Annotated in this window: 24 protein-coding genes and 2 pseudogenes; 14 read left to right on the top strand and 12 right to left on the bottom strand. The window is 64.1% G+C overall.

The window, feature by feature from the left end:
* Positions 1–20 precede the first annotated feature (20 nt).
* The 6 genes from H5J25_RS11120 to H5J25_RS21175 form a co-directional block, all read right to left on the bottom strand.
* The gene (locus tag H5J25_RS11120) at positions 21–299 is read right to left on the bottom strand and encodes a hypothetical protein (RefSeq protein WP_202090970.1); all 279 of its coding nucleotides are present in this window, start codon (positions 297–299) and stop codon (positions 21–23) included.
* Positions 300–497: 198 nt separating this feature from the next.
* Positions 498–800: a hypothetical protein gene (locus H5J25_RS11115; protein ID WP_202090967.1), complete on the bottom strand. Its 303-nt coding sequence runs from the start codon at positions 798–800 to the stop codon at positions 498–500.
* 30 nt (positions 801–830) lie between these two features.
* Positions 831–1211 (bottom strand): envelope stress response membrane protein PspC, encoded by a 381-nt coding sequence (gene pspC / locus H5J25_RS11110; RefSeq protein ID WP_202090965.1) that lies wholly within the window; start codon positions 1209–1211, stop codon positions 831–833.
* Position 1212: 1 nt separating this feature from the next.
* The gene (pspB, locus tag H5J25_RS11105; protein WP_202090955.1) at positions 1213–1482 is read right to left on the bottom strand and encodes an envelope stress response membrane protein PspB; all 270 of its coding nucleotides are present in this window, start codon (positions 1480–1482) and stop codon (positions 1213–1215) included.
* A gap of 1 nt (position 1483) precedes the next feature.
* Positions 1484–2152 carry a phage shock protein PspA gene (gene pspA, locus H5J25_RS11100; protein WP_202090952.1) on the bottom strand — a complete coding sequence of 223 codons (669 nt, stop codon included), beginning with the start codon at positions 2150–2152 and terminating at the stop codon, positions 1484–1486.
* Positions 2153–2234: 82 nt separating this feature from the next.
* Entirely contained in the window at positions 2235–2369 is a 135-nt protein-coding gene (locus tag H5J25_RS21175) for a hypothetical protein (RefSeq protein ID WP_263973928.1), read from the bottom strand.
* 175 nt (positions 2370–2544) lie between these two features.
* On the opposite strand from H5J25_RS21175, the gene pspF reads away from it, so the two are divergent.
* Together pspF and H5J25_RS11090 are read left to right on the top strand one after the other, a co-directional pair.
* Entirely contained in the window at positions 2545–3576 is a 1032-nt protein-coding gene (gene pspF / locus H5J25_RS11095) for a phage shock protein operon transcriptional activator (RefSeq protein ID WP_202090949.1), read from the top strand.
* Positions 3577–3641: 65 nt separating this feature from the next.
* Positions 3642–4253 carry a superoxide dismutase gene (locus tag H5J25_RS11090; RefSeq protein ID WP_202090946.1) on the top strand — a complete coding sequence of 204 codons (612 nt, stop codon included), beginning with the start codon at positions 3642–3644 and terminating at the stop codon, positions 4251–4253.
* 40 nt (positions 4254–4293) lie between these two features.
* Here the strand turns inward: H5J25_RS11090 and H5J25_RS11085 are convergent, their stop codons facing one another.
* The 4 genes from H5J25_RS11085 to H5J25_RS11070 form a co-directional block, all read right to left on the bottom strand.
* A complete protein-coding gene (locus H5J25_RS11085) occupies positions 4294–4746 on the bottom strand; it encodes an inner membrane-spanning protein YciB (protein WP_318781367.1) in 453 nt (150 codons plus the stop codon).
* A 229-nt stretch (positions 4747–4975) separates the two neighbouring features.
* Complete coding sequence (gene ftsY / locus H5J25_RS11080) at positions 4976–5902, bottom strand: signal recognition particle-docking protein FtsY (protein WP_202090941.1); 927 nt, start codon at positions 5900–5902, stop codon at positions 4976–4978.
* Positions 5899–7170: a tRNA (N(6)-L-threonylcarbamoyladenosine(37)-C(2))-methylthiotransferase MtaB gene (gene mtaB / locus H5J25_RS11075; protein WP_202090939.1), complete on the bottom strand. Its 1272-nt coding sequence runs from the start codon at positions 7168–7170 to the stop codon at positions 5899–5901. The genes ftsY and mtaB overlap by 4 nt, the downstream gene beginning before the upstream one ends.
* A gap of 41 nt (positions 7171–7211) precedes the next feature.
* The gene (locus H5J25_RS11070; RefSeq protein ID WP_404829531.1) at positions 7212–8771 is read right to left on the bottom strand and encodes a putative bifunctional diguanylate cyclase/phosphodiesterase; all 1560 of its coding nucleotides are present in this window, start codon (positions 8769–8771) and stop codon (positions 7212–7214) included.
* A 356-nt stretch (positions 8772–9127) separates the two neighbouring features.
* Here H5J25_RS11070 and ffh point away from each other — a divergent pair, with 356 nt between their 5' ends.
* From ffh to H5J25_RS11030, 9 genes and pseudogenes are all read left to right on the top strand, one after another.
* A complete protein-coding gene (ffh, locus tag H5J25_RS11065) occupies positions 9128–10633 on the top strand; it encodes a signal recognition particle protein (RefSeq protein WP_202090934.1) in 1506 nt (501 codons plus the stop codon).
* Positions 10634–10669: 36 nt separating this feature from the next.
* A complete protein-coding gene (rpsP, locus tag H5J25_RS11060; protein WP_202090932.1) occupies positions 10670–11128 on the top strand; it encodes a 30S ribosomal protein S16 in 459 nt (152 codons plus the stop codon).
* A gap of 57 nt (positions 11129–11185) precedes the next feature.
* Complete coding sequence (locus H5J25_RS21170) at positions 11186–11320, top strand: hypothetical protein (protein WP_263973985.1); 135 nt, start codon at positions 11186–11188, stop codon at positions 11318–11320.
* A gap of 19 nt (positions 11321–11339) precedes the next feature.
* Positions 11340–11819: pseudogene (rimM, locus tag H5J25_RS11055) on the top strand (ribosome maturation factor RimM); the annotation flags it as partial.
* Between the two features lie 99 nt (positions 11820–11918).
* Positions 11919–12122: an AbrB/MazE/SpoVT family DNA-binding domain-containing protein gene (locus H5J25_RS11050; RefSeq protein ID WP_318781294.1), complete on the top strand. Its 204-nt coding sequence runs from the start codon at positions 11919–11921 to the stop codon at positions 12120–12122.
* Complete coding sequence (locus H5J25_RS11045) at positions 12115–12498, top strand: type II toxin-antitoxin system VapC family toxin (protein WP_202090928.1); 384 nt, start codon at positions 12115–12117, stop codon at positions 12496–12498. The genes H5J25_RS11050 and H5J25_RS11045 overlap by 8 nt, the downstream gene beginning before the upstream one ends.
* Positions 12495–13224 (top strand): annotated as a pseudogene (trmD, locus tag H5J25_RS11040) (tRNA (guanosine(37)-N1)-methyltransferase TrmD). The gene H5J25_RS11045 and the pseudogene trmD overlap by 4 nt, the downstream one beginning before the upstream one ends.
* A gap of 1 nt (position 13225) precedes the next feature.
* Positions 13226–13618 carry a 50S ribosomal protein L19 gene (rplS, locus tag H5J25_RS11035; RefSeq protein ID WP_202090925.1) on the top strand — a complete coding sequence of 131 codons (393 nt, stop codon included), beginning with the start codon at positions 13226–13228 and terminating at the stop codon, positions 13616–13618.
* 125 nt (positions 13619–13743) lie between these two features.
* Positions 13744–14484, top strand: a complete 741-nt coding sequence (locus H5J25_RS11030) for a TonB family protein (RefSeq protein ID WP_202090923.1) — start codon at positions 13744–13746, stop codon at positions 14482–14484.
* On the opposite strand, the gene H5J25_RS11025 is transcribed toward H5J25_RS11030, so the two are convergent.
* Entirely contained in the window at positions 14485–15417 is a 933-nt protein-coding gene (locus tag H5J25_RS11025) for a hypothetical protein (RefSeq protein WP_225883069.1), read from the bottom strand.
* Positions 15306–15902 (bottom strand): hypothetical protein, encoded by a 597-nt coding sequence (locus H5J25_RS20720; RefSeq protein ID WP_225883068.1) that lies wholly within the window; start codon positions 15900–15902, stop codon positions 15306–15308. The genes H5J25_RS11025 and H5J25_RS20720 overlap by 112 nt, the downstream gene beginning before the upstream one ends.
* Before the next feature lie 69 nt (positions 15903–15971).
* Here H5J25_RS20720 and H5J25_RS11020 point away from each other — a divergent pair, with 69 nt between their 5' ends.
* The 3 genes from H5J25_RS11020 (at position 15972) to H5J25_RS11010 (ending at position 20573) form a co-directional block, all read left to right on the top strand.
* The gene (locus tag H5J25_RS11020) at positions 15972–16520 is read left to right on the top strand and encodes a DNA-3-methyladenine glycosylase I (protein ID WP_202090921.1); all 549 of its coding nucleotides are present in this window, start codon (positions 15972–15974) and stop codon (positions 16518–16520) included.
* Between the two features lie 310 nt (positions 16521–16830).
* On the top strand, positions 16831–18279 hold the full coding sequence (locus tag H5J25_RS11015; RefSeq protein ID WP_202090919.1) for a DUF418 domain-containing protein: 1449 nt from the start codon (positions 16831–16833) through the stop codon (positions 18277–18279).
* Between the two features lie 29 nt (positions 18280–18308).
* Complete coding sequence (locus tag H5J25_RS11010; protein WP_404829529.1) at positions 18309–20573, top strand: S9 family peptidase; 2265 nt, start codon at positions 18309–18311, stop codon at positions 20571–20573.
* Positions 20574–20589 lie beyond the last annotated feature (16 nt).

Genomic DNA, 20589 nt, shown 5'->3' with positions numbered 1-20589 from the left:
CCTGCTCCTTGCGGGTGGGGTTAGCTGCGGTCGCGGAGCCGGTCGATCTCGCGATCGAGGCGGGCGCCGCTGTCGTTGTTTTCGGTGGCGATGCGCTCGAGCACGGCGAGGCGATCCTTCATCGCCTTCAGTTCCTCGCGCAGGTGCCGGTTCTCGGCTTCCGCGGCGCCCTCGTTGCGGGCGGGGGAGAAGCCGGTGCCGGCGTCGTCCCGGTGGGCGCGGTGGCGTGCCTGCACCACCTTGCCGATCGTCACGATCAGGATGATGGCAACGACCATGCTGAATGGGTTGTCGAACATAGAAAACTCCCTGCTTTTATTATCGTTGTGGAGATCACTGCGCCTGGCGAGCTTCACGTTCGAGCCGGCGGGCGGGGCGGTCGACGCGTTCCGTCAACCAGGTGCCGATGGCGGCGATGGCGGCCATTACGCCTAGAAACACGATCATGATTCTATCCTTGAGATTGAAGGCGCGCGATGTCCGCGCAGCCTATGGTGTCAACGGTCGCGCAGCGCGTCGATTTCGCGGGCGGTGCGCTCGGCGGGGTCGGTGGCGATGCGTTCGAGGACGGCGATCCGTTCCTCCAATCGCGAAATCTGTCCGGTGAGACGCTCGTTCTCGGACGATAGCAGGGCGATCTTGCGTTCGTCGCCACTATCCATGCCCGTCCATTTCGAGACGCCGCCCCATTCGTTCTCCAGTGGATACCCATGCTTTGCGCGGATCCAGCTGGTGGCGACCCAACCGATGGTGGAAATCGCGATGATCGCGATGACGAAACCTGGTCCAGCCCAATTCATTGTAAATCTCCCTGTCTGACGGCCTGCGGCTTAGCGCAGGCTGTCGATTTCGTTGGCCAGGCGGCTGTTGCGGCTTGTGTAGTACGTCTCGATGTCGGCGAGCCGGCGATCGATGTCGCGGAAGCTGGAGCGGATTTCCGCGGTTGAGCGCTTCGGGTTGGACCGGACGCCCTGCCAGAACTTCTGGTCCTCTTCGCTGTCATACAGTCCCGAAGGTTTGACATCGGCCATCCAGTTGACCAGCCAGTAGGCCAGCAGGGTCCAGGGAAAGCCCCCGGCGACCGTCAGGAGGACCGCGCCGACCCGGACCCAGGTGACGTCCACCCCGGTATAGTCGGCGATGCCGGCGCAGACGCCGAGCCATTTGCGGTTCTGCTTGTCGACGTAGAATTTGGTGCGGCTGGCGGACATTTCAGTTCCTCCTCGAAAGATAGTCGTCGGACTGGTTGCGGTCGTGCGATTGGCGCGGCTTCCAGTCGGGATTGTCGGCGGCAACGATGCGTTCGACGGTGTTCAGGCGATCTTCCAGCCGGCGCGAGAGCGAGTAGAGCTCGTCGAGAAGGCCTTCGTCCTCCTGAGTGATCTTCGGTGCCTGTTTCCACTTCGTGATGTAGTGGAGGATGATCCACGGCATCCCGATAAAGATCGAGGCGATCGCGATGATGGGCGCGAGATCTTCCATCTCAGCCCTCCCGGCCCATGCGAGCCTTCATTGCAGCCAGTTCGGCATCGACCTTCTCGGCCGATTTCAGTTCGGCGATTTCCTCGTCCAGCGTCTTCGGTGCGCCGCCCAGACCGGCGGCATCCGCCCGGCCCTCGGCCAGGTCGACGCGGCGGTCGAGAATGTCGAAGCGCGAGAATGCGTCTTCCACCTTCTGGCCGGCATACATTTCCCGGACCTTGAAGCGGTTGTGCGCCGTTTCGAGCCGGGTGACGATCTGGTTCTGGCGGGTGCGTGCTTCGCTCAGCTTCTTCTGCAACTTCGCGATGTCTTCCTCCGAAGACCGCAGCGCATCGTCGAGCACCGTGATTTCCGTTTCCAGCTGGGCGCCCATGTCGGCGGCCTTCTGCTTCTCGACCAGGGCGGCCTTGGCAAGATCCTCGCGGCCCTTGCTGAGCGCCAGTTCGGCCTTCTCGGTCCAGCTGTCCTGCAGCTTGTCGAGCTTCGAGATGTGACGACGCATTTCCTTCTGATCCGCGATCGTGCGGGCGGCGGAGGCGCGGACTTCGACCAGGGTTTCCTCCATTTCGAGGATGATCATGCGGATCATCTTCGAGGGGTCTTCCGCCTTGTCGAGCAGGTCGGAGAAGTTGGCAGCGACGATGTCGCGAGTGCGGGAGAAAATGCCCATTGGAAAACTCCTGTTTGAACTGGGGCGATAGGGACGCCGGGGCGGATAAGGGGTTGGGGTCCGCCCCGGCTGCGTGCTGCGGTTACGCTGCAGCGACGGTTGCGGGGGCCGCGACGTGGGCCGGTCCGACCGCTGCGAGCACGGTGACCGAGCTGAACAGAACGGCGAAGAACATGGCGACTACGTTGCGGCGGAGATCGGTGGTCTGTGCGAACATGGTGGAAACTCCCTGAAGACTATGTCGATGCTCGTCTCTGTGACGATTGCCTGAAGCATTGCAGGGACCGTGCCAGTTTCGAAACCCACGGTTTTCCGCCATTTCATAAGGGTTTGAACCCGGTCGGCCATTTTGTGTCTTGCGAAGGCTTGGTAAAATACGCCAAGCTTTGGGAATGGATCGTGCGACGCAGGTCATTGGGCAATCGAACGCCTTTCTCGACGTGCTCGAACGGGCCAGTCGTGCAGCTGCGCTGGATCGACCGGTGCTCGTGATAGGCGAGCGCGGCACGGGCAAGGAACTGGTCGCCGAGCGCCTGCATCGCCTTTCTCCCCGCTGGGACCAGCCGCTCGTCGTGATGAACTGCGCGGCCTTGCCCGAGACGCTGATCGAGGCGGAGCTGTTCGGGCACGAGGCCGGCGCGTTCACCGGGGCGACCAAGGCGCGCGTCGGCCGGTTCGAGGAAGCGGACGGGGGCACGCTGTTCCTCGACGAGTTGGGCACGCTGTCGATGGGGGCGCAGGAGCGGTTGCTGCGTGCGGTCGAATATGGCGAGATCACCCGGATCGGATCGTCGCGCCCGCTGCGCGTCGACGTACGCATCGTCGCGGCGACGAACGAGCATCTTCCCGCGAAGGTCGAATGCCACCAGTTCCGCGCCGATCTGCTCGATCGCCTTAGTTTCGAGGTCGTGACATTGCCGCCGCTGCGCGCCCGTCCGGGGGACGTCATGGTACTTGCGGATCATTTCGGGCGGCGCATGGCGGCGGAGCTGGGGCGCGATAGTTGGGCGGGGTTCGGACGCGATGCGACCGACGCGCTCGTCGATTATCAATGGCCGGGCAACGTCCGCGAATTGCGCAACGTGGTCGAGCGTGCGGTCTATCGCTGGGAACAGAGCGGGCCGATCGAGCATATCGAGTTCGATCCGTTTCATTCGCCATATCAGCCGGTCGGCGTCGCCGCGACGAGCATGTCCCCACCGGTGTCGTCGCCGACGACAACCGCGCCCGAACCGGACTGCAGCGGGGACTTCAAAACCCGGATAGCGCGGTTCGAGCGGGAGTTGCTGGAAAAGGCGCTGGCCGACAGCCGCTTCAATCAGCGTGCGACGGCCGAGGCGTTGGGGTTGAGTTACGATCAGTTGCGGCACGCATTGAAGCGGCACGGGCTAATTTCCGCGGGTCCATCCGAATCGGTTGCGTAACGACGGGGGCGGACCCATTTCCAAAGGCAGGCGTTGCCCAACCGATCCATCCACAGGAGAACATCATGGCTTTCGAACTCCCACCGCTGCCTTACGCCTATGACGCGTTGGAGCCGACGATCTCGAAAGAGACGATGACGTTCCACCACGACAAGCACCACGCGGCCTATACGGCGAAGCTGAACGAAGGCGTGGCCGCCGATCCGAAGCTGGAAGGCAAGACGATCGAGGAGATCCTCGGCATGATCTCGTCGCAGCCGCCGCTCGTGCGCAACAATGGCGGCGGGTTCTGGAACCACGCATTCTTCTGGAAGATCATGGGTCCCGAAGGCACGACCAAGCCGTCGGGAAAGCTGGCCGAAGCGATCGAGACCTATGGCGGGCTCGACAAGCTGAAGGAAGATTTCAACGGCAAGGGTGCGGGCCAGTTCGGTTCGGGCTGGGCCTGGGTGATTGCCGACGAATCGGGCGCGCTGAAGGTCGTATCGACGCCGAACCAGGATAATCCCCTGATGGACGATGCCAAGGACAAGGGCACGCCGATCCTGGGTAATGACGTGTGGGAACACGCATATTACCTGACCTACATGAACGACCGTCCCGGCTATCTGAAGGCGTGGTGGAACGTCGTGAACTGGGACGAAGCCGGCAAGATCTACGACGCCGCTGTTGGCTGAACCCTCGTGTTCCTCCCCGGTGCAGGCCGGGGAGGGACCTTCAACCCTCCGGCGGAACTGGCGCTTCGTCACCCATCGTTAGACCATGCCGTAACAGCATCGGAATGTTGGCGAAGGCAAACAACAACGTCAGCGGAATCGCGCCCCACAATTTGAACCCGACCCAGAAGTCCCAGCTCGTTGACCGCCACACGGCTTCGTTGAGCAGCGCCATGCCGCAGAAGAATACTGCCCAGTTGCGCGTCAGCTTCCGCCAACCGACCGCGTTCAAACCGGGATATGCCGTCTCCAGCAACGCCTGAAGCAGCGGGCGTCCGGTGAGCAGGCCGAAGCCCAGCGTTCCGCCGAAGATGAGATACACGAACGTCGGCTTCATCTGGATGAAGCGTGGATCGTGGAAATACAGCGTCAGGCCGCCGAATACGACGACCAGCACGCCCGAAATCCACAGCATCGGCGATATCCCGCCAAGCTTTACGCGCGACACGACCATCGCGGCGATCGTCGCGAGAATGAAGGCGACTGTGGCGACGATCACCTTGGCGACGACTAAAGCCGCCACCTTATCTACCCCATCCAGGAACGGCGTCGTTTGCGCCACGATTTGCATTGCGAGGGGGCGGGGAGAAGGAAGTTCGTGGCGAAGAAGACGATGAGGGGGCCGTAGTCCAAAGCCAGGCGCAGGCCGGGCGATCCCTTCTTTTCCGGGACGGTCGTGGTCGTCACGTTAATTCTCCCACGCCGGCGATGATCCGGGCCACTTCGTTCGGATCGAACGGGCGGAGATCACCCATCTGTTCGCCGACGCCGATCGCGTGGATCGGCAAGCCGTATTTTTCCGCCGCCGCGACCAGCACGCCGCCGCGCGCGGTGCCGTCCAGCTTGGTCATGACGAGTCCGGTCACGCCCGCTTCCTTGCCGAACACCTCGATCTGGCTGAGCGCGTTCTGGCCGGTCGTGGCGTCGAGGACGAGGACGACATCGTGCGGAGCCGCCGGGTTCAACCGTCCGAGAACACGGCGGATCTTGCTCAGTTCGTCCATCAGTTCGCGCTTGTTCTGCAAGCGGCCGGCGGTGTCCACGATCAGCACGTCGGTGCCGATCGCCGTTGCCTGCTTGACCGCTTCGTAGACGATGCCCGCCGCGTCGCCGCCTTCCTTGCCCGAGATGATCGGGACGCCGACCCGTTCGGCCCAGGTGGCGAGCTGTCCGATCGCGGCGGCGCGGAACGTATCGCCGGCCGCGAGCATCACGGCATAATCCTGCTCCATCAACAAATGCGCGAGCTTCGCGATAGTGGTCGTCTTGCCCGATCCGTTCACGCCGATGACGAGGATCACCTGCGGACGCGGAAACGCCTCGATCTCCAGCGGCTTGGCGACTCTGGCCAGCACCTTCTCGATCTCCTCCGCGACGATCAGGCGGATGCCGAGTTCCTCCATGTTCCGCTCGAAACTGCCCTCGCCCAGCCGGGCGCGGATGCGCGCGGCGGTTTCCGGACCCAGATCGGACGCGATCAGCGCCTCCTCGATCTCGTCGAGCGTTTCGTCGTCCAGACGTGCGGCACCCAGACCCGCGAGATTGCCGATCAGCCGATCGGACGTGCGCTTGAAGCCGCCGAGCAGCTTGTTGTGCCAGGCGGTATTCATGCGGCTGTTCCTGTTAGGTTTTTGCCATCGGTGGCGGTGATCTTGATCGCAGCGATACTGCCGACATCCAGCCGGTCGGCGGGGAAGCGAACATCGGCGAAGTTCGCCGCATGCCCGCGATCGCCGGGCCGCTCGACCAGTATCTGCTGGGTCGATCCGACGAGCGAGGCGAGCCATGCCCGCCGCCGCTCCGCCGCCGCCGCGCGCAACGCAGCGGCGCGAGCCTTGCGCACGGGCATCGCGACCTGCGGCATGCGCGCCGCGGGCGTGCCGTCGCGTTCGGAATAGGGGAAGATATGCGCATGGACGATGTCGCAATCGCCGATCAGCGCGAGCGTATTGGCGGCCATCGCATCATCTTCGGTCGGGAAACCCGCGATCAGGTCCGCTCCGATCGCGATGTCGCCGCGCGCGCGCTTCAACCGCTCGACCAGAGCTACGCTCTGCTGGCGGGAATGGCGGCGCTTCATGCGTTTCAGGATCATGTCGTCGCCCGCCTGAAGGGAAAGGTGAACATGCGGCATGATCCGCTTTTCTCCGGTGAGCAGGTCGAACAAACGGCCGTCGATCTCGATCCCGTCCAGCGACGACAGGCGCAAACGCTCCAGCGCGGGAACATGCCGCAGGATGCGTTCGACCAGCATCCCCAGTGTCGGCGCGCCCGGCAGGTCGGGACCGTAGCTGGTCAGATCGACGCCGGTCAGCACGACCTCGCGGTGCCCCGCATCGACCAGCGCGCCGATCCGGTCGATCACCGCGCCAGCCGGCACCGAACGGCTGTTGCCGCGTCCGAACGGGATCGCGCAGAAGGTGCAGCGATGGTCGCACCCGTTCTGAACCTCGACAAAGGCGCGGGCATGGCCGGAAAAGGCAGGAGTGAATGCCTCGGCGAGATGCGGGGCCGTATCGCGTACTGCCATGATGTCGGCGACGATTACGGGCTCGGCGGAGGCCCAGGCGGCGGGCGTCAGTTTGTCGACGTTGCCGATCACCCGATCGACTTCGGGCATCGCGGCAAAACCGGACGGGTCGATCTGCGCCGCACAGCCGGTAACGACGATTTCCGCGCCCGGGCGGTCGCGGCGCGCGCGACGGATGCGGTCGCGTGTCTCGCGAACTGCGGTGTTGGTCACCGCACAGCTGTTCACGACGACCATGTTCCGCCCGGCGACGAACGCGCGAATCGTCTCGCTTTCCGCGATATTCAGGCGGCAACCCAGGCTGATGATGTCGGGATCGGCGCGAGACGCGGCCGGCGGGATGGGCATGCGCGGTGATCTAGTTGCGAACCCCCGCGAAGTCTACGCGACTATCTGGCGTGACGTTTGTCCACTGGAACCACCGGTTCGCCACCGGATCTGAGCAAACGCTTCTCCGCCAGCAGGCAGCGGACGTTCGTCACGTTGATTGGGCGGCCGTACAAATAGCCCTGACCGCGCGCGCAGCCCAGCGCGCGCAGGCGTTCCTCGATCACCGCCGTCTCGATCCCCTCGGCGGTGATGGGCAGGTTCAGGCTGTCGCCCAGCCGTGTGATTGCGTTGACGATCGCCGCGCTTTCCGGATTGTCGTTGATCGACATGATGAAGCTCTTGTCGATCTTGATCCGGTCGAACGGCAGCGCGCGGAGATGCGCCAGCGATGAATATCCGGTGCCGAAATCGTCCAGCGCCAACCGGATGCCCTGATTTTTCAGGCTGCCGACGATCGACTGCGCGAGCGCGAGATTGGCGAAGAGCGAGCTTTCCGTGATCTCGATCTCCAGCCGATTGGCGGGAAAACCTGTTTCGGTCAGGACCTTGATGATCTTCTGCGCGAGCCACGCATCCTTCAACTGCCACGGCGATATGTTGACCGAGAGCGACAGCGCCGGATCCCAGTCGCGCGCAGCCAGGAACGCCTGACGCATCACCGACAGCGACAGATCCGCAATCATCCCGGTTTCCTCCGCAATGGGAATGAAACGATCGGGAACGATCACGCCGCGCGTCGGATGTTCCCAGCGCGCCAACACTTCGAAGCCGGTCAGCCGCCCCGTCGTCAGGTCGATCTGCTGTTCGAAATAGGGCACGATCTCCAACTGCGGGATCGCGGCGCGCAATCCACTTTCCAGTTCGTTGCGCGCCTGCAGGTCGCGTTCCATCGACTGGTCGAACCAGGCGAAGCGATTGCGGCCGGAATTCTTCGCGGCGTACATCGCGATGTCGCCTGCACGCATCAGCGCATCTATGCTGCCACAATCGAAATCGGACCGTGCGATCCCGACCGAGACGGATATGTGCAGATGCAGTCCATCGACGTGCATGGGCTGGGCGAGCTTGCTGACTAGCCGCTCGGCGACTTGCTCGATCGCACCCGGATCGATCGGATCGAACAGGAAGGCGCAGGCGAATTCGTCGCCGCCCAATCGCGCCGTCAGCGCGCCGGACGGCATGGCGGCGGCAATCTCGTCCGCAACCAGCCGCAGCAGCGCGTCGCCCGCGGCATGGCCGTGCATGTCGTTGACCATCTTGAAATGGTCCAGATCGAGCATCAGCAGCGCGACCGCCCGTCCGCGCCCTTCACCCTGATCGAACATCACCGCGCCTTCGTCCGCAAGGCAGCGGCGGTTGAGGAACCCGGTCAGCGGATCCCGCGACGCCAACATCTGCGCGCGCTCCTCGGCGGCGGTGCGGACGCTTACTTCCTGCGCCAGTTCGCGGTGCCGACGCCAACCGAACAGGATCAGGGCGATGTTCAGTAGCAAGGCGATCACGAGCGTCTGGTCCGGCCCCTTCTGCCCGGCCAGATAGCTGTGCAGCCCCATCGACAGAACTGCCGAACCGGTGCCGACGAACAGCAGGATCGACGCGACGGTGATCGCGCCGCTCAATATGTCGCTGCGCGGGGTGACGCGGGCGGGGGAGTGCTGCCGTCGAACGCCATGCGAACGCGTACCTTGTGGTCGAGGAAGCGCAGGGTGTGGAGCAGCTAAGATGTAGATGACGTTAAAGTCGAAACGGGTGTTTCCTGGATTGGAAGGAATATACCGCCATCGACGCGGAGCGGGGTTCGACGTCTGACGCCACATCTTGCCATTCGCGGGATGTTCGGCTAACGACCCCGCGACCGCTCGTCTCCGGACATGCGTGAAAGGCAGCCCAAGGGCTACGCCGGCCGACGAGGTTTCGTCCGCCGGCGTCTTTTGCGTTTGGACGAAGGCCGGCGGTTTGGATGAAAGGTTTCTGAGTGTTCGAAAGCCTGAGTGATCGCCTTGGCGGTGTGTTCGATCGGTTGCGCGGCCGTGGCGCGCTGACCGAGGCGGACGTGCGCGGGGCGATGCGCGAGGTGCGGGTCGCCTTGCTCGAGGCCGACGTCGCACTGCCGGTCGCGCGTGATTTCGTCGAGAAGGTGACGGAGGCCGCCGTCGGCCAGAACGTGTTGCGCTCGGTCACGCCGGGTCAACAGGTCGTCAAGATCGTCAACGACGCGCTGGTCGAGATGCTGGGGTCGGATGCGTCCGAACTCGAACTCGGCGTAACGCCACCTGCCGTCATCATGATGGTCGGCCTGCAAGGGTCGGGCAAGACGACCACGACGGCGAAGATCGCCAAGCGGCTGTCGGCCGGGCAGGGCGGTCGCGAGCGCAAGAAGGTGTTGATGGCGTCGCTGGACGTCAATCGCCCGAACGCGCAGGAACAGCTGGCCGTGCTCGGCACTCAGGCCGACGTGCAGACGCTGCCGATCGTCACCGGGCAGCAGCCGGTCGATATCGCGCGTCGTGCGATGCAGGCGGCGAAGTTGCAGGGCTTCGACGTCCTGATGCTCGATACTGCGGGTCGCCTGCATGTCGATCAGGCGTTGATGGACGAGATGCGCGCCGTCGCCGATGTCGCACAACCGACCGAGATTTTGCTCGTGGTCGACTCGCTGACCGGGCAGGACGCGGTCAACGTCGCCAAGAACTTCTCCGATCAGGTTACCCTGACCGGTGTCGTGCTGACCCGCATGGACGGCGATGCGCGCGGCGGTGCCGCCCTGTCGATGCGCGCCGTGACTGGCAAGCCGATCAAGTTTGCGGGCATGGGCGAAAAGCTCGATGCGCTGGAGGCGTTTCATCCGGCGCGTGTCGCAGGTCGCATCCTCGGCATGGGCGATGTCGTCGGCCTGGTCGAACGTGCGGCCGAAGCCGTTCAGCAGGACGAAGCCGAGGCGATGGCGGCGAAGCTGGCCAAGGGCCAGTTCGACCTCAACGATCTTCGCGCGCAGCTTGCGCAGATGCGACGCATGGGCGGGCTCGGCGCGCTGGCCGGAATGATCCCCGGCATGGCGAAGGCCAAGGCGGCGATGGCCGGCGGCGGGATGGACGAACGGATCCTGCTGCGCATGGACGCGATGATCACGTCGATGACGCAGAAGGAGCGGACCAAGCCCGAAATGATCAATGCCAAGCGCAAGATCAGGATCGCGAAGGGCAGCGGGACGACCGTGCAGGACGTCAACAAGCTGTTGAAGATGCATCTTGAGATGTCGACCGCGATGAAGAAGATCCGGAAGATGGGTGGGCTGAAGGGCATGGCGGCGATGTTCGGCAAGGGCGGCCTGGGCGGTGCGCTTGGCGGTCTTGGCGGCGGTGTCGGCGGCGGGGGGCTTCCCAATCTGGGCGGCGGCGGAGGATCCGGTCTGCCGGGTCTCGGCGGCGGTCAGGCGAAGCTTCCTCCGGGCTTCGAAAATCTGCTCAACAAGAAGAAATAACCCAACCTAACTACTTAGATAACCAAGGATAACATAATGGCTGTAAGCATTCGTCTGACGCGTGGTGGTTCCAAGAAGCGTCCGTATTACAAGATCGTCGTGGCCGATGCCCGCGCACCGCGCGACGGCAAGTTCATCGAGAAGATCGGCACGTACAACCCGCTGCTCGCCAAGGACGACGAGAAGCGCGTCGTGCTCGACACCGATCGTGCGAAGCACTGGCTGAGCGTCGGCGCGCAGCCGACCGATCGCGTCGCGCGCTTCCTCGACGTCGCAGGCGTTCGTGAGCGTGCAGCGCGCAGCAACCCGAACAAGGGCAAGCCGGGCGAGAAGGCGACCGAGCGCGCCGAAGAGCGTGCCACCAAGGCAGCGGAAGCCGAAGAGGCTGCAAAGGCAGCAGCGGCGGCACCTGCTCCGGAGCCAGAGGCCCAGGCCGAGACCGAAGCCGTCATGGCTGCCGAAGTCGAAGCCGCGACCGAAGACCAGCAGGCCTGATCGGCACGATCATGGGCATCGCGCGTTCTATCGCACTCAACAGAGCAGGAGTGCGTGATGCCCAAGGTCGATCCGGAACACGAGAATCGCGATGACGAAGACGCCACCAACGAAGGCGTCTCCGCCACAGACCCCGCCGAAGGGGCCGACGACACGCCCGGCGAGCAACCCGGTTCCGCTTCGGACGGGTGACGGGGAAGATCGTGCAAGTGCGCCCGTCACGCTAGCCGTCATTATCGGCGCGCATGGCGTGATGGGCGAAGTTCGCCTGAAACTGTTCACGGACGATCTTGGCGCCTATGCGTCGTTCAACGGCGGATCGCTGACGTTGAAATCCACCCGCCACGGCAGCAACGGCACGATCGCGCGTATCGCCGAGATCAACGATCGCAACGCCGCCGAGGCTTTGCGTGGGACCGAGCTGACGGTGCTGCGGTCCGAATTGCCGCCGCTGGCGGACGGCGAATATTATCATGCCGATCTGCTGGGCCTTCCCGCCGTGTCCACGGATGGCGAGGCTCTGGGCGTCGTCGTCGCAATCGACGATTTCGGCGCGGGCGACGTGATCGAGGTCGAGCGGCCGACCGAGGACGGCAAACCCGGCAAACGGTTCATGGTCCCGATGAATGCCGACGCGGTACCCGAATGGGACGGGCGCCGGCTCGTGATTGACGCTGCCTTCATCGTTTAGTATATACGGACCGTATATACGGAGGCCATGATGTCAAAGCCTATAAAGACAAAGGTCTTCAAGTCGGGCAATTCGCTTGCAGTACGATTGCCCAAATCGTTGGGTGCCGTTGAAGGGACCGAGATGCTTGTCCGGGAGACCCAGGGCACGTACGTTTTCGAGCCTTTGCCGCCGACGAAAAAGACGATCGACCTGACCGGGATCGCGGGCTCAATTCCATGGCTGAAACTCCTGACTCCGGAAGACCGCGAATTTGAGGACCGCGAACTCGACTGGACCGGAAAGCGCTTAGAAGGTGGATAAGCCGCGATTTTTGATCGATTCAAACATCGCTATCTATGTCCTACGCGATAGCGCATCGCGGCCTGCAGTTCGCATCGGTGAACTTCTGCCGGGAACGGTTGTCACGTCCGCAATAGTCTATGCCGAGATTTTGTTGGGTATCCCGCCAGAGGAGAAGGATGCGAGGATTTCGGTCGAGCGGCTGTTCGAACGGGTTCCGGTGTTGCCGTTCGATGCGGGCGCGGCGCAGGCCTATGCCCGTATTCCGTTCAAGCGCGCGAGATTTGATCGCCTGATTGCGGCACACGCGCTTTCGTTGGGGCTTACCCTTGTGACCAACAACGAAAATGACTTCCGCGATATTCCCGATCTAGCCGTCGAGAACTGGACGCAATGACCTTCGCGGCGACTGTACTGACGCTCTATCCAGAGATGTTTCCCGGGCCACTCGGCGTATCGCTTGCCGGGCGGGCTTTGGGGGGGGCGGTGGAGCCTCGATGCGGTCAATATCCGCAGTTTCGCGACCGACAGACATAGCACGGTGGACGGGACGCCGGCGGGCGGCGGCGCGGGCATGGTATTGCGGCCGGACATCCTAGCCGCGGCGATCGACAGCGTACCGCCGGGACGTCCGGTGCTGGCGATGACGCCACGCGGCACGCCGCTGACGCAGGCGCGCGTTCGCGAGATTGCGGCGGGGGCGGGCGTGACGATCCTGTGCGGCCGGTTCGAGGGGTTCGACGAACGGATCTTCGAGGGCCGGTCGGTGGAAGAGGTGTCGATCGGCGACTACATCCTGTCCGGAGGTGAGATGGGGGCGCTGGTGCTGCTCGACGCTTGCATTCGGCTGCTTCCCGGCGTAATGGGCGCGGCTTCAAGTGGTGTGGACGAGAGCTTCGAAGGAGGCCTGCTCGAATACCCGCAATATACCCGACCATTCGAATGGGAAGGGCGCACGATCCCCGAAGTGTTGCGATCGGGGGATCATGCGAGGATTTCGGCATGGCGCAAGTCGATGGCCGAGACCGACACACGGCTAAGGCGGCCGGATCTTTGGGAGCGTCATGAGGGCGCTCGGGTCCAGTCGCCCTCTGGCGCGCGACGACGAATGAAGGACGAATGAGATGAATCTCATCCAGACGATCGAAGCCGAGAACATCGCGAAGTTTCTCGAGAACAAGAAGATCCCCGAATTCCGCCCCGGCGACACGCTGAAGGTCGGCGTGAAGGTGGTCGAAGGTGAACGTACCCGCGTCCAGAATTACGAAGGCGTGTGCATCGCGCGTTCGAACAAGGGCATGGGCAGCAACTTCACCGTCCGCAAGATTTCGTTCGGCGAAGGCGTGGAGCGTGTGTTCCCGCTCTATTCGCCGAACATCGACAGCATCGAAGTCGTCCGCAAGGGCGCCGTGCGTCGCGCCAAGCTGTATTACCTGCGTGGCCGCACCGGCAAGTCGGCGCGTATCGCCGAGCGTCGCGACACGCGTCCTGCAAAGGGCAGCGCTGCCGCCGAGTGATCGGTCCGGCATCGTGAGATGCGAAAGGCGTCGGGGCTTCGGTCCCGGCGCCTTTTTCGTTGTGCAAGGCGCCGGCGGCTGCCGGTCGAGGAACAATCGTGTCGGGTCCGGGCGTTGGACAGCCGATGAGCTATGCCCAATCCGGTAAGTCCGACCGTATCAAAGGCGCGGTCATCGCGGTCGTGGTGCAGGCTGGTCTCGGCTATGCGCTGATCAGCGGGCTGGCGATGAACTTTACGCAGGCGGCGCGGGACAGTCTGGTCGCGTTCGATATCCTGCCGCCGCCGCCACCTCCGCCGCCGGAGCGACTGGTGCCGCACAAGGTCGTCGCCAAGAAAGCGGAGGGGGCCGCATCACCGCCGAACCTGCGGTCGAAGGCAACGGAGGTCGTCGCGCCGCCGCCGATCATCCTGCCGCCCGTGCCGCCGCCGATACCGGTCGCCGAAAAGCCCGGCATCGGCACCCAAACGACCTCGGGCAATGCCGATATTCGCGGTCCCGGAACCGGCAGCGGCGGGCAGGGCGATGGCAGCGGTAGCGGGCGATACGGCGACGGAGAGGGCGATGGCGGACTGGAGATCCCGCCGCGCCAGACGAAGGGCGGGATCAGCCGCGCGGACTGGCCGTTCGACGTGGCGAATGCCGGGATCGGCGGCAAGGTATCGGTTCGATATGTCGTGACGGTCGACGGCCGCGCAACCGATTGCGAAATCACCGGTTCGAGCGGCAGTCGCGAACTGGATGTGCTGACCTGCCGCCTGATCCTACAGCGCTTCCGGTTCAAGCCTTCCCGCGACGCGAGAGGGCGTCCGGTGCAGTCGGCGATCGAACAGGATCATTACTGGATCAACGAGCGCGGCGATTGATCAGGTAATGCGCCAGACCGTGCCGAGAAGGATCACGACCGCCACCGGCGCGAAGGCGATGAAAAGCCTGACCCGCGGCAGTGCAGCGCCCGCATGGAGATCGGAGGCGGTGATCGCCATTGCCAATGCGGACATCATCGTCCACAGATGATAGCGGAATTCGGATGCGACGCTGAACATCGCATAGCCCATGCCGTACATCACGGCCGACGAAGCAAGCGGGATGACGATCCGGCGCGACGGCAAATGGCTTGAAATGCCAAGTATGCCGATGGCCAACGCGATCCAGACGATCGGCCAGCCGAGCGGCGTGCGGGCCATGACCAAGGCCGCGGCGTCGATCGCCGACAGGACGGGATTGGGGGTGACCGCATAGCCCCATCGGTTCGGAGCAGATTCGACCTGCACCGCGCGCTCGATCTCGTCGGGTACCAGGAAGCGCGTATTGATGTTGAAATGCGCGAGCCGATGCCGCGCATAAGCGATGGGATGCGCGGCGATCGCGCGGGCGAGGAACGCATACGGGCCGACGTGTTGTGCCTTCAAGGCGGCACCGACGTTCGCGAAACCGATCGCGCAGGGTTCTTCGACCCACCATGCGTAACTGTCCCAGCGAATGGGCGTGTAGCAGCGCCGGCTGGTTGCCACCGGATCCGGGACATCCGCGAGCGGGGGAAACGCGTTCACGCCGCTGAACTGCGTGATGCCGGCCAGATCGAAGATGACGAGCGATAGCTCGACCCCGCTCGGGCGCGCGCCGACGAGCCGGTTCGCCAAAGGCATGGCCGCAAGCACAACGATCGCCGAGAAAGCCGACGTCGCTAACAGATGCAGCGGCGTCCGGCGGCTCCAGCGTGGCAGTAGAGCGACGATGAGCGGCAGCCCGGCAAGGAAAGCGTTGAACCGCAACGTCGCCGCGGCGAGGACGAGCATGACGCCCACCGCGCCCAGCGCTGCCCCCGTGGTGCGGCGGTTTCGCCGCGCCAGACGAGCAGCCCGCTTGCCGCCAGCAACGCCCCGGCCATCAGGCAATCCTTCAGCACCGAACCCATCAGCGCCATCGCCAGGGGAAGCGCGCCGCAGGCCACGATCGCAGCCGCCAGACCGATACGGTCGCGCCGCAACGCCCACAAAGAGAGCAGGAGAATGCCACCCCAGAACAGTGCTAGCTGGAGTGCCAGCATGGGGCCCGGTCCGGCGAAGAGCGGGGTGAATTGCCGCCAGAGCCATTCCATCGCCGGCGGGTGCCAGTCGTCGAACTGGCCACTGAGCGCCTGATCATATTGGCGGACCGCATCCCAGGTCATCAGGCCCGGCCGGTAGGCAACGGCCGTGAGCCCGGCTGCGACGATGACTGCGCAGGCGATCAGGATCGTCGTGATCGTCTGTCGTTTCGATCGTCCCGGGGCGAGGGGCATTTGCTGGTCCATCCGGCGCGGCCATGCCCTATAGCAGCGGGGTTAACCATAGCGTCGGGGGTGTGAAAGATGGCGGTCAGGACGCGGTGCCCGTGGGCGGAGTCTTCGCCGGTGATGCAGGCCTATCACGACGAGGAATGGGGCGTACCGGAGCGCGACAGCCGTGCCTTGTGGGAGAAGCTGCAACTGGACGGATTTCAGGCCGGTCTGTCGTGGAGCATTATCCTGAACAAGCGGGATGCATTCCGGGAGCTGTTCGCCGGGTTCGATCCGGAAGCGGTGGCGCGGTTCGGTGCCGACGATGTCGAACGGCTGGTGGTCGATCCGCGCATCATCAGGTCGCGCGCCAAGATCGAGGCGGTGATCGGCAATGCCCGCGCCTATCTGGACATGCGGGCGGCCGGTGAGGATTTTGCGGAGTTCGTGTGGGGAATGGCGGGCGGAGCACCGATCCGGGGGGATGGCGAACACGTGCCGGCCAAGACGCCGCTGTCCGAGGCGATGTCGAAGGCATTGAAGGCGCGCGGTTTCAAGTTCGTCGGTCCGGTGATCGTCTATGCATGGTTGCAGGCTTGCGGTGTCGTGGATGACCATGTCGAGGGATGCTGGCGTCGGTAGGGGAGGCGTCCTTCTCCCCTCCCTGGAAGGGAGGGGCCGGGGGGGCGATGCCCGCGATACGGCACCCGGAAAACAAACGGAGTCGGTACGCCCGGACAATACCCACCCCCAACCCCTCCCTTGCAGGGAGGGGAGTGAAGAAGGTCTGGCCGGGGCTGCCGTAAAATTCCGTTTTGAGGTGCGACTACGACGCCCCCCATCGCCATAATAAAACGTGCCGTATTTATTGCGACGTCATGCCGGCCCGGCCATTGCGGGACCGCGCATACTTTGCGTATTCATCGGGTCATCGAATTGCGGGGGATACGCGATGGCCGACGTGACGATGACCACCGCGATGGAGCCCGATGGCGCGCCGCGTTTGGCGGGACTGGATATCCTGCGCGGCGTCGCGATCCTCGGTATCCTGTTCATGAACATCAACGACATGGGCGGATCGTTATGGGCGTCGTTCGACGACCCACGGCATCTTGGCTGGAGCCAGGCGGATCAGGTCGCCTGGTGGCTGCGCGACGTGCTTGCCAGTGGTACGGCAAGGTGCCTGCTGGAAATGCTGTTTGGAGTCGGCATGGTCATCCTGACCGATCGCGCGGCCAATGCATTGCGGGCGTCCGCTGACGAAGCGGACTCGCCGGGCGGCATGTTGCGGTTCCTGTTCGGCGACTGGGCGGTGATGCGCGGATATTACGCGCGCAACCTGGTCCTGTGGCTGTTTGGCCTGATCCACCTGTTCATCCTGCTCTGGCCCGGTGACATCCTGCACACGTACGGCATTGCGGCGTTGATCGCCCTCCTGTTCCGCCGGCTGGGGCCGAAGACGCTGTTGGGTCTGGGAATGCTGATGGCGCTGGCGCAGCTGTTCGGCGCCGGGTTCAACCTGCATCAGGCGCAGACGCGGCTTGCACAGGTCGAGCAGTTGCAGGGCCGCATCGCGCACAAGCAGAAGCTGACGAAGGACGAGGCGAAGCAGGTCGCGAAGACCGTGGAGCGCAAGAAGGAGCGCGCCAAGGACAAGGCGGAAACGGCGAAGCGAGTCGCGCGGGAGGACAAGGCACGCGGATCCGACACGGCGACGTTCGCGACCTGGGCTGACAGCGCCTGGACAAGCACGCTGTTCATCTGGGGCGTGAACGACGGCATCGGCGACGGCATGATGCTCGAACCGCTGTTTATCTGGGAAGCGTTCAGCTCCATGCTGATCGGCGCCGCTTTGTTTAAATGGGGCGTGATCCAGGGGCGGCGGTCGCGCGCCTTCTACCGCAATACGATGGTGGTGGCGTATGCCATCGGCTTGAGCGGGCGGGCGTATATTGCGTTCGTGGTCATGCGGTTCGACGATTATCCTTACCTGATCTACGCCGTCGGAGAGGTCGCCCGGCTGGCGACGACGCTCGGCCATATCTCGGCCGTGTATCTCCTGCTCGGCACGGCATGGGGGGTGAAGCTGTTGAAGCCGTTCGAGGCGGCGGGGCGGACCGCGCTGACCATTTACATCGCGCAGACGATCATTTGCCTGTGGGTCCTGTACCCGCCCTGGGCGCTGGGGCTGTACGGGCAGCAGGGCTGGATGGCGCTGATGTTGACCGCGGTGGCGGTGAATGCGGTGCTGCTGGTCTGGGCGAACTGGTACGTCCGTCACTATGCGATCGCGCCGGTTGAATGGGCGTGGCGCTCGCTGATCGCGCGGCGGCTCCTGCCGATCGGCAAGCGGAGCAAAGCAGGCGACAATCGCGAAGCCGGCGTTATACCCGCGGCCTGAATCGGGTTGTACGGGAATGGAGATGACGGATGGCGAGACCCTGGGTCGTTATGGGGTTTTTGGCGAGCACGATGCTTGCCACGATCGGGTCGCCCGCAATGGCGGCTGACTCGCCACCCTCCGCTCAGGGTATGGCCAAGGAGCAGGGTCAGGGCCAGCCCCTCACGCTGAAGCGCGTGTTCGGATCGCCCGACCTGTCCGGGCCGCAGCCGCAATCGCTGAAGCTGTCGCCGGACGGCACATTGCTGACATCGCTGCGGCCGCGCGCCGACGAGAAGCAGCGCTTCGATCTCTGGGCGCTGGATACGCGCACCGGGCAGGAGCGCATGCTGGTCGATTCAAAGAAGGTCGGCAGCGGCGCCGAATTGTCCGAAGCCGAGAAGATGCAGCGCGAGCGTGACCGCAGCATCAGCGGCAAGACCGGCATCGTGTCCTATGAATGGTCGCCCGATGGAAAGACGATCCTGGTCCCGATCGACGGCGACCTGTATCTCGCCACGCTGGACGGCAAGGTGTCGCGGCTGACGGATAATGTCGGTGGCGCGCTGAACCCGAAGATCAGCCCCGGCGGCGGTTTCGTGTCCTATGTGCGCGACCAGAATCTGGTCGTCCAGCCGCTGGGCGGTGCGCCGCGTGCGCTGACGTCGGACGGGGCGGGGACGGTGCATTGGGGCGAGGCGGAGTTCGTCGCGCAGGAAGAGATGGGCCGCCGCACCGGCTATTGGTGGGCGCCCGGCGATACGCGCGTCGCGGTCGAGCGGTTCGACGAGGCGCCGGTCGGTGTCGTCACGCGCGCGGCGATCGGCGCGAACGGGACGAAGACATACGATCAGCGCTATCCGGCGGCGGGCACGCCCAATGTCGCAGTCGAACTGTATGTGATGAAGCCGGACGGTTCGGGGAAGGTGAAGGTCGATCTCGGCAGGGACGGTGACATCTATCTCGCGCGGGTCGATTGGGCGCCCGATGGCAGCGCGCTGTACGTGCAGCGCCAGAATCGCGCGCAGACCGTGCTGGACATGCTGAAGGTCGATCCCGCGACCGGCGCTTCGAAGATCCTGTTCAGCGAGAAGGCGAAGCCCAATTCCTGGGTGAACCTCAGCGACGCGTATCGCTTCCTCGACGATGGCAGCCTGATCTGGACGTCGGAACGTAGCGGCTTCGCGCACCTCTATCGCCTCAAGGGCGGCACGTGGACGCAACTGACCAAGGGCGACTGGGTCGTCATGGACCTGGCCGGCGTGGACCAGGCGAAAGGCCGGATATTCTTCACCGGCAACAAGGACGGGGTGCTGGAAAAGCATCTATACGCGGTCGATCTGGCGCGTCCCTCGACACCCGTGCGGCTGACCGAAACCGGCTGGTGGAACGGGGCGACGATGGACGGCGCGGCGTCGCGGATCATCGTCTCGCGCTCCAATCCCGATCAGCCGACCCAGACTTATCTGGCCGATACCAGTGGCAAGCGGCTGTCGTGGATCAACCAGAATGCCCTCGTGGCAGGGCATCCCTATCAGCCGTTCCTGGCGCAGCATCAGGCGACGAAGTTCGGCACGCTGAAGGCGGCGGATGGCAGCACGCTCTATTACGAGATGATCACGCCGCCGTTGCAGCCCGGCAACAAATATCCGGTATTCTTCGAACATTATGGCGGGCCGCATTCGCAGACCGTGTCGCGGAACTGGGGCGGGGCGCTGCACCAGTATCTGGTCGCGCAGGGCTATATCGTCTTCATGATCGACAATCGCGGATCGGCCAATCGCGGCGTCGCCTTCGAAAGCCAGTTGTACCGCGCGGCGGGAACGGTGGAGGTCGAGGACCAGTTGCTGGGCGCGCGCTGGCTGAAGGAACAGCCTTTCGTCGATCCGAAGAAGATCGTCACCTATGGCTGGTCCTACGGCGGCTATATGACGCTGAAGATGCTGGAGGCCGCGCCGGGCGTGTTCGCCGCCGGTGTTGCGGGTGCGCCGGTGACCAAGTGGGAATTGTACGACACCCACTATACCGAGCGGTATATGGGCGACCCGAAAAAGGATGCGAAGGCCTATGCGGCGTCCAGCGCGCTGACGGATGCGGTGAAGATCAAGGATCCAATGCTGCTGATTCACGGCATGTCGGACGACAACGTCTTCTTCGAGAATTCGACCGCGCTCGCGGCCCGCATGCAGGCGGCGTCGACGCCGTTCGAGATGATGTTCTATCCCGGCTTCACCCACCGCGTCGGCGGCCCGCAGGTTGGCGAGCATCTCTGGACGACGATCTTGGACTTCTACCGGCGGCATACGGAAGATTAGGGCCGATCGACATTCA

This window comes from Sphingomonas aliaeris, from assembly GCF_016743815.1.
In the GTDB taxonomy this organism is placed as follows: Bacteria; Pseudomonadota; Alphaproteobacteria; order Sphingomonadales; family Sphingomonadaceae; genus Sphingomonas; species Sphingomonas aliaeris.
This window is presented reverse-complemented; position numbering and strand designations above follow the sequence as displayed.